Origin of the sequence: Chryseobacterium ureilyticum, assembly GCF_900156735.1 — a bacterium.
Taxonomy (GTDB): Bacteria; Bacteroidota; Bacteroidia; order Flavobacteriales; family Weeksellaceae; genus Chryseobacterium; species Chryseobacterium ureilyticum.
Map to the genome: position 1 here is coordinate 128,372 of NZ_FTOL01000005.1, position 12,888 is coordinate 141,259.

The following is a 12,888-nucleotide window of genomic DNA, read 5'->3' on the forward strand; positions in this document are numbered from 1 at the left end:
ACTAAGGTTTTTGAGTTAAAGAATAAAAGTAAAAGTGTTCCAGTAAAGGATTTACAGGCATGAAATCTTTAGGCGTTTCTTCAGAAAATACGGTGATATGATGTTTTCTTTCTATCAATTGTCTGCTGATAACTTCATATTGGGTGTAAAAGTTTTCCAGATTATTCTGATCTAAAGATCTGGACCATATTTTATTTTCCAATTCAGCCATTAATTTTTTAGGTTCCCCTTTTCTGATGATCTGTCCATGATTCATCACAGCAATTTCAGAGCACAGGTTTCTTACGTCTTCAACCAAATGGGTGGAAAGAATAACAATAACGTCCTGGCTGATATCATTCAACAGGATATTGAAACGGTTTCGTTCTTCGGGATCTAATCCTGCGGTAGGTTCATCTACAATAATGATCTTAGGATCTCCCAATAATGCCTGAGCCACCCCAAAACGCTGCTTCATTCCTCCTGAGAATGTATGAACTTCCTTGTCTTGGAAATCTGAAAGGTTAACTTTTTCAAACAGATTTAATATCTGTTTTTTACGGATGTTATTATCTGTAATGCCTTTCAATACTCCGATATGGTCAAGAAGGTCATAGGCTGAAATTTTAGGGTAAACTCCAAAATCCTGTGGAAGAAATCCTAAGTTTTTCTTGATAAATTCCGGGTTTTTAACAACATCAATATCATTGAAAAAAATGTTTCCCGAACTGGGTTTCTGCAAACCTACGATAGTTTTCATCAGGGAAGATTTTCCGGCTCCATTCGGACCTAAAAGCCCAAGCATCCCGTTTTTTATTTCCAGTGAAATGTTATTAATGGCTTGAAAACCATTTTTATACGTAAGGTTAAGGTTGTTGATAGATAAGGTATTCATAATGTTGAGTTTGGATAATAGAAAGTGAGGCAATCCTGTTGAGGACTACTGTTGTGTTGAATAATAAGAAGGATAAATAATAGACGAAGAGATGAGAGACCGAATTGATCTCTTCACACTCTAAACGTTACATCTTGAACTTTAAACTAAGGATTCACCTGTATTTATTCCTTGTATTCCAGAATATCTCCAGGCTGGCATTCCAGGATTTTACAGATCGCTTCAAGAGTGTCAAAGCGCACACCTTTGGCTTTTCCGGTTTTCAGGATAGAAAGGTTGACGGGAGTGATTCCCAGTTTTTCTGCCAATTCTTTGCTCTGCATTTTTCGTTTGGCTAGCATGACATCTAAGTTGACTATAATTGGCATTTTAAATAAATAAATCTTGTTCGTTTTGCAAATGTAGTCCTTGCTTAAATATATTGGCAAGAAACAGACAGAAAATTCCAAGCATAAAGTGAATAAACACCAGTCCCCAGATCATACTTTCTACTTCCACAAAGAAACTCGCGATAATCACTATGGGAAGCGGAATAAAAATATTAAACAGGTAAAATCTCTTAAGCTGAGCTATATGTTCTTTGGTAAAAAGTTTTGGCTGAAAAAATACCTTAAAAACTTTTGCAGAGAGCCAGAAAAAGATTCCATAAGAAAATAAGACCAGCATAAATGAAAAGATAATATAAGGATAATTGTTTTCTATATTCAGGAAAGGCTGTTCTGTAAACGGATAATTGATGTGAAGGAATTTGCCGTTTTTATAAGGCGTCACAGAGAAATCTGTCGCAAGGCAGAACATGGAGTATACTGCGGTTATTAAATATCCTCCCGATAAGATGGAGCAGATATAAAATAAAACTGTTGAAATAATTTTGGTCTGGTTCATATCACGATCATTAATTAGTATTGCAAATGTATAATTAATTATCGTAAAACAATAATTAATTTAAATAAAATTTTATTTTCTAAAACCCTTATGTATTAATGAAGTGAAATTAATGTTGTGATAATCAACGTTTTTTAATTAATTTTAAATGATAAAATATGAAATCATGGCTTATAGTACAGAACTTGCAGATCGGGTGCGTGAACGGCTTTCCATTGAGGATAATATTGAAGTTGAAGAGAAGAAAATGTTCAGCGGGCTGTCTTTTCTGGTGAACGGAAAGATGTGTATTAATATCAGTCATGATAATCTGATGTGTCGCTACGATGCTGAGCTGGAAGATGAGGTTTCGGAAAGGAAAGGATTTCTACCGATGATCATGAAAGCAAAACAACTTAAAGGATATTGCTATGTAGAGCCCATAGGTTTCCAAAAGGCGAATGATTTCGAATACTGGATAAAAATCTGCCTTGATTATAATCCGAAGGCGAAAGTTTCGAAGAGGTGAAGATTATGGGTTTGAGAGTATTAGAGTGGGAATCTAGTGTTGTAGTTTCCCACTATTCATTACTCATTATCAATGTTTCATGCGTATAGTTTTCCTCTTATTTCGATCAGAATTTTTGTTGTTTTTTCCAGATCCGGAGAATCTGGGAGATTAGATTCTATATAATGATTTTCAATGGACTGTATAAGAGCTTCCGCTTTTTGAAGTACTGCTTCATACGACCAGTTTCCGGCTTTAATATTCAGCAATTCATCACGGTTTTTTACCCGAATCTGTAATGATTTTGTTTTAAAAATCTGTTCACAGGATTGCAACAAACGGATGGTGTGCATCATATTTTTGCTGTCATAGTTCTGTCCATGAGTTTTGTTGACGTTATAACGGTCTTCATTGCGTTCTTCTACCCATTTCCAGTATTCCCTGTAATCTTTGCAGTACGTAGAGTAGGCATCCAGATTGCAGAACAGATAAGCTTCCGGTTTTTCATCCTTTGGAACAGAAGATACAGAAACCTGATTGGCTTCTTCATGCTGGATAATTCCTTTATATCCTAATGTTTGTGAATCATCATAAAATAAGGCAAACATCCCCTTTGTATGATCAATACCTGTTAATCCACATTTTTCCTGAACTTTTCTTTTTGCTAACAACCACTTTTTCAATGAAACAGAATCTTGCCCTTCAAGGATAAAGCAAAAATCAAGAATAGACTTCCTTTCTTTATCCATGGGATTCAGAATCTTTTTATTAAGACCTTTAGCCTTTTTAATCTGAGAAACAGCATATCCGGCAAAGGTATCTTTGCATAATTTAGAAAGAAAATCTTCCGGTTTCAGTAAATCCATTATCGGATCTTTATGAAGTATACAGTCTTCCGGGCTCGCCAAAACCTCCAGAATATTAGGGTTATTCTTTTGTAACAACTCCACAAACCTCCCGATTTCATAATAGGTAATATCATTCGTCTCATTTGAAATCTGCGGAATATAATTCAATCCAAAGAAATCTTCCTTCGGCAAATAATACACTCCACGGATATCCGTATCTGAAGTTTCTGTGGCAAGTCCGAAAGCACGGCTACCGGAAATGGCTTCGAAGAGGATTAGGTTTTTATTTTTGAGGTCTTGGATGGTCATTATTTAATTGTATATAAAAAATAAGGTGAAAAATAAATTCCTAGATATATCTGGCAATGAGTAAAACATGATCATCATTGTTTGTAGGAAAGCAGTGTAACTTTTTGGATAAAACTTTTTTAATCGTGTAATCTTTAAAATTTCCTTTATAATATGAGGTTATATTTATAAAAAAGACCTTCAATTTTTTATTTGAAGGTCATATCTATTAATGTAATTTAGCAAATTAAAATTTTTCGTTCGGATCTTTCTTCGCTGAATTATAATCTGTTAAAGTCTTAAATGCCTTTCTTAGTCTCTCTACAAGGTTTGTATCCATTCCAAAACTGAAAGGAACTCCATACTTCTTGTAATTAGGTCCACTAATTGATATTCCGTTGTAAATAATCTCGCTATGATCTTCTGTACATTTTGTAGAAGTTAGACCTTGTCCATAAACAAAAAAATCGCTTGAATATTCATCGCTTATTCCGGTAAGTTTATTTAGGTTGACTTTGTTTGTGCAAAGGTTACTTAATCCTCCGCCTCCAAATTCTCTCTGATAAATGAAAATTCCTTTTTCATATGAGACAAATTCTCTTCCCCCGGTTAAATATTCTTTCATTTTTCCTGCAATCCAATCCATCGTTTCTTCTTTGGTTGGTTTTGTTTCTTTGTTTGTAATAGCAGCTTTAGGTGTTTTAGTAGCTTTTTGAGCGGATAAAGAAGATAATGAAATTACAAATAATAATAGTAATATTCTTTTCATGGATGTTAGTTTATTTTTGGTAAATATAATTAATATTGTTTAACTCATAAATAAAATATAAATGATATTGATTAGTAAATGATAATTTTAATTTTTAATACAGCTATTAACAACAACTTCCAGTACTTTTTCTGCATCACAGGCATATAACCCTGAACACCAAGCCGGGTTAGCTTCAATTAATGCCCAGCCTTTCCCTTTGATAATCCCAAAATCTAATACAATCGCATTGGGTAATGTTGAAGAGTATTTCTGAATAAAATCTTTGAAAAATTTAAACAGGTTATTCTTTTCATTTTCAGACAGTGGATTTGTATTGAAGTTGTTGTTTCGCCAATAGGAGGAATAGGTTTTTATTTCATTATTAAAAACAAAACATCTTACTTCAAGTTCCCATTCTACAACTTCTGAAGTGAAAACACTACAGTTTAGATCTACAGTATCAAAACCTTTAATATCTGTCACTTTATAATAGACTCCTGCTTTAAAACTTTTAAAGTCAGAACATTTAATGAAAATGTTTTCCTCGTTAATAAAATCTTTCAATTGTCCATAGAAAATTTTACGTTTTGTAAACTCTTCTGAAATATCAGCAAGCCAATTATCTTTTGGTTTTGTTAAAGTCAGATTACATTGTTCAGCAACAATTTCGGAATAGATATCTTCCCCATATACGGCAATCACATCGGTGCGAAATTCTTCAGGAACATCCCATTTTGCATTGAAACGACTCAGTTGATAAGGCGAATTAAGTGACGCTTTTTTTAGATTGTTGCTGTCTTCCGTGTATATTGGAGAGAGCGCTATTATATTTTTCATTTTGTTTTTCTTTACATTTTTAATATTTCCCTAAAAACCCTTTCCATCTCAGTTTTATTTGGCTTTCCACCACTCAAACCCTTCGATTTTTCCTCATTATAAGCTATGGTTTTCTCCAAGAACCCAAACAATTCCCAATCATTCGGATGATAATAAGCCTCTTCTTTGGTGGCTTTTAAAGTTATAAGATTTTCTATTTTTATTCTGGTTTCATGGTTTACTAAAACAAGCAACTCACTGAACAATACTGGTGGAACCGTTTCTTTTTCTATGATCCACTTTCCTGTAAGTGCAGTTCTCAGACAATAAAAATAATTTTTTAATTTTACTTCATCAGTTCTGCAGGCTTCCAGATATTTTTTACTCATGCTTAAATAATGATAGGAAACCGCTATTGGAGAAAAGCAGGCATCAGCCAGTGGTCGGAAAAGCTCCACAAACTTTGTATTTTCCGTATAAACAATAGGAGAGTAAAACCAGCTCAATAAAGCGGCATTCGATTTCAGTAAAAGATGAAAAGTCTTTCTAAGATCCCATCCGGAACCATCCAGATCATCTTCGGTCATAAATTCTATCGTTTCATCTTTATCCCATGGAGAAAGATACCAGTCTTTTTCATGACGGTATATAAAACGTATGTCATAATCGCTGTCAGGCGATGCAAAACCCCAGGCTCTGCTTCCGGATTCAACAGCAAGAAGTACTTCTACACCACGTGTAGCTTCTACTTCTTTTATTTTTTCTAATATTCTTGGTGTCATTGTTTTCAATTTTATAGTGCAAAGTAAGAGATGTTGTGCGCAATGTACTTACGTAGAGTTTTTTGTCTTTCATCTCTTCGTCTATTATCTGTTTTCTCTCTATCCATCCTCAATCCATTGTACAAACATTACCCACAATACTCCTTATTTCACTAATATTGCACTTTCTCTATTTAACATAACTACTTTATATCCATGTTGACAACAGAATTACAGCATAAAATTGATTTTAAAACCAAACCTCTTGGTGCATTAGGACATTTGGAACATCTTGCTCACAAAATAGGAATGGTTCAAAATACTACTTCTCCTCAACTATGCAATCCGCACATGGTAGTTTTTGCTGCCGATCACGGAATTGCTACGGCAGGAGTAAGTGCCTATCCGCAGGAAGTAACGTATCAGATGGTGATGAATTTCCTGGGTGGCGGAGCAGCAATCAATGTATTTTGCAGACAACAGGGAATTAATATTAAGATTGTTGATGCCGGTGTCAATTTTGATTTCCCTGAAGGCTTAAAATTAATAGATAAAAAAGTCAGAAAATCCAGCCGTAATATGTTGGAAGAACCGGCAATGACTTCTGAAGAATATCAGCAGGCTTTAGATAACGGAAGATCCGTAGTGGCTGAAATTGCTGAAACAGGCTGCAATATCATTGGTTTTGGTGAGATGGGAATTGGAAATACTTCTGCTTCTTCACTGATGATGAGTAAACTGTTTAATCTTCCTGTTATAAGCTGCATTGGACGTGGTACAGGTTTAAATGATGATCAGCTTCAGAATAAGATCAATATTTTATCTGCTGCCATAGAGAAATACCCTAATGTAACAGCTCCTGATGAGGTTGCTCAAACTTTCGGAGGTTTGGAAATTGCCCAGATGATCGGTGCCATGGAAGAAGCTTACCGTCAGAATATGCTGATCATGGTAGACGGATTTATTGCAACGGTTGCAATGGCTACTGCATGGAAAAAGAACCCTGAGATCCTTAAAAATTCTATATTCTGCCATGTAAGTGATGAAAATGCCCATCTTCAGCTGCTTGAATTATTAGGACAAAAAGCTCTGTTAAATCTTAATTTACGTTTGGGAGAAGGAACAGGTTGTGCCTTAGCATACCCGATTATCCAAAGTGCAGTTAATTTCCTGAATGAGATGTCCAGTTTTGAAGACGCTCAGGTTTCAAATAAAGAATAAATGAAGACCATAAAAAACGAACTGATCTACTTTGCAACGGCACTGATGTTCTTCACCAGAATTCCGGTTCCGTTTACCATTCCGTATTCCGGTGAGATCATGAATAAATCGCAGAAGTATTTTTCATGGATCGGGTTGTTAGTGGGATTGATTAATGCTGCCATTCTCTATCTTTCCACACAGCTTTTTAATCTGGAAATAGGAATTGTGCTCATGATGATCGGGAGTGTTTTGCTTACCGGAGCTTTTCATGAGGATGGTTTTACAGATATGTGTGACAGTTTTGGAGGCGGATATGGAAAGGAAAAGATCCTCACGATCATGAAAGACAGTAGAGTAGGAGCGTATGGTACCATAGGAATTATTTTATTATTTGCCTTAAAATTCTTTAGCATTCAGGCTTTAGGAATAGTTGATCTGTGGAAAACGTTAGCGATTGTTATTCTAGCTCACACGGTAAGCCGTTTTATTTCAGGAACGATGATCTATACCCATCAGTATGTGACGGATATTGATGTAAGCAAATCAAAACCTTTAGCCAATAAACCCTTGGATGGAATGGCTCTTATCATTGGTTTTATCAGTGTTCTGATTTCTTTTGCTTTAATTCCTGACTGGCGTCTGATTGGTGCTTTTGTCCTTGCTTATTTAGGGAAAATCTGTATGGGATGGTACTTTAAAAAACATATCGGAGGCTATACCGGAGATTGCCTGGGAGCTGTACAGCAGGTTTGTGAAGTTTTGTTTTACCTTGGAACAATGATCGTATGGAAATTCATCTGATAAGACATACAGCCGTAGAGAATCCTGAAAATCTGTGTTATGGGTTTGCAGAAATGCCTTTACGAAAAGAGTATCAGGAAGATTTTAAAGCTATAAATCTGGATGCCGATTTTGATTATATCGTTTCAAGCCCTGCACAACGTTGCTGCATTTTGGCTGAACATTTTCAATTCAAGTATTCTACAGATGAAAGGCTCCGGGAAATGAATTTTGGAAGCTGGGAACTGAAGAAATGGATTGATATTCCTGAACAGGAGATCCAGCCTTGGTACCAAGATTTTATTACTGTAAATGCTTCAGGAGGGGAGAGCCTTCTCGAAATGCAGGTTCGGGTACAGAGTTTTTGGAACGAACTGATTGAGCAAAAAAATATTCATAAAACACTGATCATTGCCCATGCCGGCGTTATCCGATTGATTCTTCAGGAAGTGCTTCAGTTTTCATTAGAAAACATGTTCAATATTCAGATTGATTATGGAAAAAAGGTCATTCTCAGGGTAAATGATGGTTGTTTTTCCATTCAAAGTATGAATATATAGCAGTTTATGTGCTTTGCTTAGACTCTAAACTATTAAAAATCGGTCCTGACCTAAAAGCCGAGCCTATTAAATAAGCAGTCGCTGCTCCGAGAATTGAAGCAATAATATCTTTATAGTCAAAAATATTATTTTTAAAAATACTTCCCTGAATCAATTCATACCCAATAAGTCCTATTACTGTAAACAGAGCATGTTTTCCGAATGTCATTTTTTGTTCCTGAATAAAATAGAAAAATACAAGAATAAGTCCCGCGAAAAAATTAGGTGAAGAATCGGCAATCCCGAAATCATTGATATGGTTAGTGTAAACATATTGCCTGTAAGTTGACTTAAATAGAATGGCTATGATCGAAAGTAGAATCAGAATGATCCATAAGTATTTAGTCTGAGACAGAGCCCTGAATTTCATTGTAGATTTCATGTATTAGTTTTTATTTGGCGATAACAAATAAGATGTATGTGATACCGACTGCTAAAATAAACAAAAACAGCGTTCAAATGTGTTGAACGCCATTTTTTATTTGAAAATTCTTGTAAAGCTGTCTTTTTCCAGCGTTTCCAGTGAGAAATCAAAATCAGCTTCTGTTTTTTCTGTTGTAATCTCAGCTCCCAGCTCTTTTATAAGTTCATTGAAGGACATTGCTTCATACCATTGCTGGTACAATGCGCTGGTTGCCATCACAGATACTTCCGTATTTCCTGAAACATGAGAATGACCCGCTCCGAAATTCAATAGCACGAAACACTGTCTTTCGTTTTTTGGCAGCAGCATTCCCAGAATCATCTGCTTTTGGACAGAATTACATCTGGCTTCGGCAAGGAGATTGTTAGGATTCATCATAAAGTCATAAGAAATATTATCTCCTTTTCCGATAACGATTTTATATCCACAGTTGACATCTCCACTGAAAACGTTGTTCATGACAAGCGTTGGAGTGCTCAGTCCTTTATTGGCATAAAGATACTCAACGGCACCGTTAGGAGCGGAGGTCATATCTCCGGAATACATCAGTTGTCCATCATCATAATTATAAGCGGCATTCCAACCTATTTTTCCGGCGATATTCAATCCTGAAAGGTCAAGGTCACGAGCGCCCCATTTATCTTCCCAATAGATACCAACGGCTAGTCTGTCTCCATAAAAACGCGTTCCTGTAGGAATATTTCCAACAAACATTTTTTCAGAAGTTGGAAGTGCAAATTCTATATTCTCAGGGAAATAGAATTTCTTTCCGGAAATATTTTCATACTTCAGCTTCAGGAAATCCAAAATAAATTCATAGTTGAACTGGTTCACATAGGTTTCCTTCCCTTTTTTAACCCACGATTTTCCGTTTCTGATTCTGTACACAAAAGTATCCTGACCATACATTCTTGAGTAACACGCTGATAATGCTTTGAATAACGCAAACGGTGTCGCGTTTTCCAGCCAATGCCAATCGCTGTTTTCCAGCAATGTATTAGTAGCGTCATTCAGTGGGTTCGAAATTAATGGCTTATGATGTACTTTAGACAACTTTGAGATTTTATTAATCGCTTTTGGAGCTCTGTTTTTATAAGCAAGGAATAATGGCTTAAATCTGTTGAAAATTTCTGCCAGTTTTTCCATCCCAAAGCTTTCAAACAGATAAGTTGGGTTGAAATTATTCTGCTTAATTAAATTAATCAATTCATCATTTTTGATTAATAGTGTTGTTTGAGTTGTCTTATAAATCACATAACGGAAAAACTCAACAGGATTCTCAGGATAAATGTCATACAGATCAGCTATTTTTATAATGGCTTCCTTATTTCTGATATTTTCTTTTCCTGTAAAATCATATTCCAGTTCCGTATGCAGAATATACAGCAAATCATCAATCGTTTCTTCCTTCAAAGCAATTCCGGATTTCAATAGAGAAAGACATTTTTCCCGCATTTCTTCTACGGTATAAGCCTTTATTACTTTAAAAATCAACTTCGTGTCAGGAATATTCAATACTTCTTTAGGAATATAAATTTCACTCTGAAAATTACTTCCGTAAGTTGAAATATAGTGTTGGATCTGTTCAAAAAACAAGTCAATTCTGGAAGCGTTCTTTATTTTCTCCCAAGATTTATGGAACGTTTTATTCAAATCATTTCCATTCAGTTTTTCTTTTGAATAGTAAGCGATGATTTCTTTTTTTGCCCAAACTGCATGAGGTTCAATAATAAAACCGTCATTAGAAATAAATGGCTCTGCATTCGATTCCTTAGCCAATACAGCATTGAATAGTTGTAATGTTTTCATTGTTTTCATTTAAAAAAAATAAGTGAGGAGTATGTTCATTAAAAGTGAAGTGTTATAGGAACTCCTTTTACCTATAATTTTATAAAAGCGGGGAGTAATTTATCCAAAAAATATAGGAACTCCCTTTGCCTTATAATTTGTAAAAAAGGCGGAAAGTATTTCTAACATATAGGAACTTTCTTTGCCTTAAATTGTATTGAGGAGCAGACAGGATTCGAACCTGTGACCCACAAATCTGGTGATTTATAGGAACTTTATTTGCCTGTAGCGAAAAGTAATTTTGTTGCTCTACCACCTGAGCTATTGCCCCTGCCGTTATGAAAAAGTTTTCATAAACTTTACAGACTTTTACACCCGTAAGGTTAGGTTATTAGTTTTTTGTTTTTTCAAACCTTATAGGTTTATATCTTATTAAATATTAAGCTTTTCTATATTTCTTTTTTTTCTTCCAAGGTGCATTTTTCTGCACGTCACCAGCCATAATACATCCGTAAGGCATCACTTCATCCAGTACTTCACAAAGTCCGTATTCATCAATCTGTGCTCTTACATTAGCTGCGTTTTTATAGGCGCTTGGTAATTCAGAGATATCAACCTCATTAGAATAGAAACGAATATCCAGTCCCGCAGTTTCCGTATTGAAGATTTCTTCAGTAGTTTTATGTGCTAAAGATTTCTTATGTTGGCTTCTGCTGAAATTTCTTCCTGCTCCGTGTGGTGCAAAACCAAGGTTTCTTTCATTCGTTTTACCCTGAACAATCAATACAGGTTCCGCCATATTCAAAGGAATCAATCTCGGTCCTGTAATATCAGGCATAAATTTATCATCCAGTGGAGTTGCCCCTTTAGCATGATAGAAAAGGTCTCCATCCTTGAAAACGAAATTATGTTCGTTCCAATATCTGTTCTCTTTTTCCATTTCAAGCTTATTCAGAACAGCATCATGAATGTTGGTATGATTTTCCTTTGTCCATGTTCTTATTAACTGAAGTGCTTCCCAATATGATTTCCCTTCTTCAGTATCATACGGAATCCAAGCATTTTCTCTTAATGTTTCAGGAGAAATATCCTGTCTGAAACGGTTGGCAACCTTCATTCCTTTATCATATAATGCAGCTCCCGGAGCTCTTGATCCGTGGTGAGTCACCAGCATTGTATTTCCTGTATTTTTAGAAATTCCAACGAAAAGGAAATGATTTCCATCTCCCTGAGTTCCCATATGAGAACGGGCGATACTGATCAGTTTTTCATCATTTAAGAATATATTTTCTCTGAAGGCATCCATCAATTCCTGAGACATCGGCATTTGCTCACCTCTTGGTCTTCCTCCATACCCGAAATGCGTTACAGAATGAGCTGCATCAAGAACTTCCTTAGGATTTGCCTTTCCAAAATCAGTCAACATCACAGAACAACAGATGTCTGCACTATGGAATCCAGGGTGAATGGCATTCTTTGCAACCACTACACCACCTACCGGAATCTGACCAACAGGACCTGTAGGACAAGCATCAGGCATTAAAGCTCCTCCAACCAATGTTGGCGTTTTCATCAGTACTTCCATCGTTTTGATGACCTTTTCTACATTGTCGTTTTCACTCTCATCTTCAGCTTTGATGTTGATTATAAAATCTTTAGCCGTTTCATGAAGCGGAATAATATCAGGTTGTTTGAACTGTTCCAGATATTCAGTGATCTGATCTTCATTCAGATTATTTTCATTGATATATGCAATGGCATCTTTAAACCATTTCGCTGGTCTATATCCTAATTCAATTAATTGATTTCCATTAAATTCCATCGTTATTTCATTTTGATAATGCAAAGTAATAACCTTATTACGCAATAGTTTTGCGTAGATAAGAAAATTTTGATTAATTTTACAAAAAATAGAAAAATGACAGAGAATTTCCGGTTTTGTAACTGGTTTAAAGTATCTGTTTACAATATAAAATCCATAGACTATGTTATTATTAGAACAACTACAGCATTTTCCCGAGACTATTCAATTCAGTGAGGTCATTACTTATATAGATGCCCACTACGATTTTACGCCTACAGCATTTAAAAACGGAAATACAAGAAATGAAGAAGGACAGAATAACGGCTCTTGCAAGATTTTCGGTTTTGCATCTTACAATGGCTTAACAAAGGGACAAACGCTTTCGCTTTTTGGGGAATTCTACAGAGATGATGTACTTAAAAACCCTCAAGGAACAGATCATCAGAATATCAGAAACTTCATGGAATTCGGTTGGGAAGGATTGATTTTTGAAGGAAACCCTTTGAAGGAGAAATAAATTTTTAAGCTGAGAAAGTAAAGATAATTGAATGAAGATGTTTTCTATTAGCATCTTAACCTA

The 12,888-nt window shown here is 35.4% G+C and carries 15 protein-coding genes and 1 tRNA gene; 5 read left to right on the top strand and 11 right to left on the bottom strand.

Features of this window, described 5'->3' with window-relative positions; genetic code table 11:
• Position 1: 1 nt before the first annotated feature.
• The 3 genes from BW983_RS15295 to BW983_RS15305 form a co-directional block, all read right to left on the bottom strand.
• Positions 2-874 (bottom strand): ABC transporter ATP-binding protein, encoded by an 873-nt coding sequence (locus BW983_RS15295; RefSeq protein ID WP_076552769.1) that lies wholly within the window; start codon positions 872-874, stop codon positions 2-4.
• Positions 875-1,038: 164 nt separating this feature from the next.
• Positions 1,039-1,242: a helix-turn-helix domain-containing protein gene (locus BW983_RS15300; RefSeq protein ID WP_045494476.1), complete on the bottom strand. Its 204-nt coding sequence runs from the start codon at positions 1,240-1,242 to the stop codon at positions 1,039-1,041.
• A gap of 1 nt (position 1,243) precedes the next feature.
• Positions 1,244-1,759: a DUF2975 domain-containing protein gene (locus BW983_RS15305; RefSeq protein ID WP_076552770.1), complete on the bottom strand. Its 516-nt coding sequence runs from the start codon at positions 1,757-1,759 to the stop codon at positions 1,244-1,246.
• Positions 1,760-1,925: 166 nt separating this feature from the next.
• Between BW983_RS15305 and BW983_RS15310 the strand changes: the two genes are divergently transcribed.
• Positions 1,926-2,267 (top strand): TfoX/Sxy family protein, encoded by a 342-nt coding sequence (locus BW983_RS15310; RefSeq protein WP_076552893.1) that lies wholly within the window; start codon positions 1,926-1,928, stop codon positions 2,265-2,267.
• A gap of 77 nt (positions 2,268-2,344) precedes the next feature.
• Here BW983_RS15310 and BW983_RS15315 read toward each other — a convergent pair whose 3' ends face one another.
• From BW983_RS15315 to BW983_RS15330, 4 genes are all read right to left on the bottom strand, one after another.
• Entirely contained in the window at positions 2,345-3,403 is a 1,059-nt protein-coding gene (locus tag BW983_RS15315) for a nucleotidyltransferase domain-containing protein (RefSeq protein WP_076552771.1), read from the bottom strand.
• 226 nt (positions 3,404-3,629) lie between these two features.
• Positions 3,630-4,151 carry a hypothetical protein gene (locus tag BW983_RS15320; protein WP_076552772.1) on the bottom strand — a complete coding sequence of 174 codons (522 nt, stop codon included), beginning with the start codon at positions 4,149-4,151 and terminating at the stop codon, positions 3,630-3,632.
• Between the two features lie 87 nt (positions 4,152-4,238).
• The gene (locus tag BW983_RS15325) at positions 4,239-4,970 is read right to left on the bottom strand and encodes an ATP-grasp domain-containing protein (RefSeq protein ID WP_076552773.1); all 732 of its coding nucleotides are present in this window, start codon (positions 4,968-4,970) and stop codon (positions 4,239-4,241) included.
• Between the two features lie 11 nt (positions 4,971-4,981).
• Complete coding sequence (locus tag BW983_RS15330; RefSeq protein WP_076552774.1) at positions 4,982-5,731, bottom strand: nucleotidyltransferase domain-containing protein; 750 nt, start codon at positions 5,729-5,731, stop codon at positions 4,982-4,984.
• 195 nt (positions 5,732-5,926) lie between these two features.
• Between BW983_RS15330 and cobT the strand changes: the two genes are divergently transcribed.
• From cobT to BW983_RS15345, 3 genes are read left to right on the top strand one after another with little or no spacing between them, the layout of a single operon-like run.
• Complete coding sequence (gene cobT, locus BW983_RS15335) at positions 5,927-6,931, top strand: nicotinate-nucleotide--dimethylbenzimidazole phosphoribosyltransferase (protein ID WP_076552775.1); 1,005 nt, start codon at positions 5,927-5,929, stop codon at positions 6,929-6,931.
• Positions 6,932-7,714 carry an adenosylcobinamide-GDP ribazoletransferase gene (locus tag BW983_RS15340; protein ID WP_084184515.1) on the top strand — a complete coding sequence of 261 codons (783 nt, stop codon included), beginning with the start codon at positions 6,932-6,934 and terminating at the stop codon, positions 7,712-7,714.
• Positions 7,699-8,253, top strand: coding sequence for a histidine phosphatase family protein (locus tag BW983_RS15345; protein WP_076552776.1), 555 nt, complete (start codon positions 7,699-7,701; stop codon positions 8,251-8,253). The genes BW983_RS15340 and BW983_RS15345 overlap by 16 nt, the downstream gene beginning before the upstream one ends.
• 4 nt (positions 8,254-8,257) lie before the next feature.
• Here BW983_RS15345 and BW983_RS15350 read toward each other — a convergent pair whose 3' ends face one another.
• The 4 genes from BW983_RS15350 to BW983_RS15360 all read right to left on the bottom strand — a co-directional run bounded on the left by BW983_RS15350 (position 8,258) and on the right by BW983_RS15360 (position 12,326).
• A complete protein-coding gene (locus tag BW983_RS15350; protein WP_228409022.1) occupies positions 8,258-8,674 on the bottom strand; it encodes a hypothetical protein in 417 nt (138 codons plus the stop codon).
• Between the two features lie 96 nt (positions 8,675-8,770).
• The gene (locus BW983_RS15355; RefSeq protein ID WP_139329295.1) at positions 8,771-10,525 is read right to left on the bottom strand and encodes a hypothetical protein; all 1,755 of its coding nucleotides are present in this window, start codon (positions 10,523-10,525) and stop codon (positions 8,771-8,773) included.
• A gap of 199 nt (positions 10,526-10,724) precedes the next feature.
• A tRNA-OTHER gene (locus BW983_RS24105) sits at positions 10,725-10,835 on the bottom strand.
• A 108-nt stretch (positions 10,836-10,943) separates the two neighbouring features.
• A complete protein-coding gene (locus BW983_RS15360) occupies positions 10,944-12,326 on the bottom strand; it encodes an RtcB family protein (protein WP_076552778.1) in 1,383 nt (460 codons plus the stop codon).
• A gap of 163 nt (positions 12,327-12,489) precedes the next feature.
• Here BW983_RS15360 and BW983_RS15365 point away from each other — a divergent pair, with 163 nt between their 5' ends.
• Positions 12,490-12,825, top strand: coding sequence for a HopJ type III effector protein (locus BW983_RS15365; protein WP_076552779.1), 336 nt, complete (start codon positions 12,490-12,492; stop codon positions 12,823-12,825).
• Positions 12,826-12,888 lie beyond the last annotated feature (63 nt).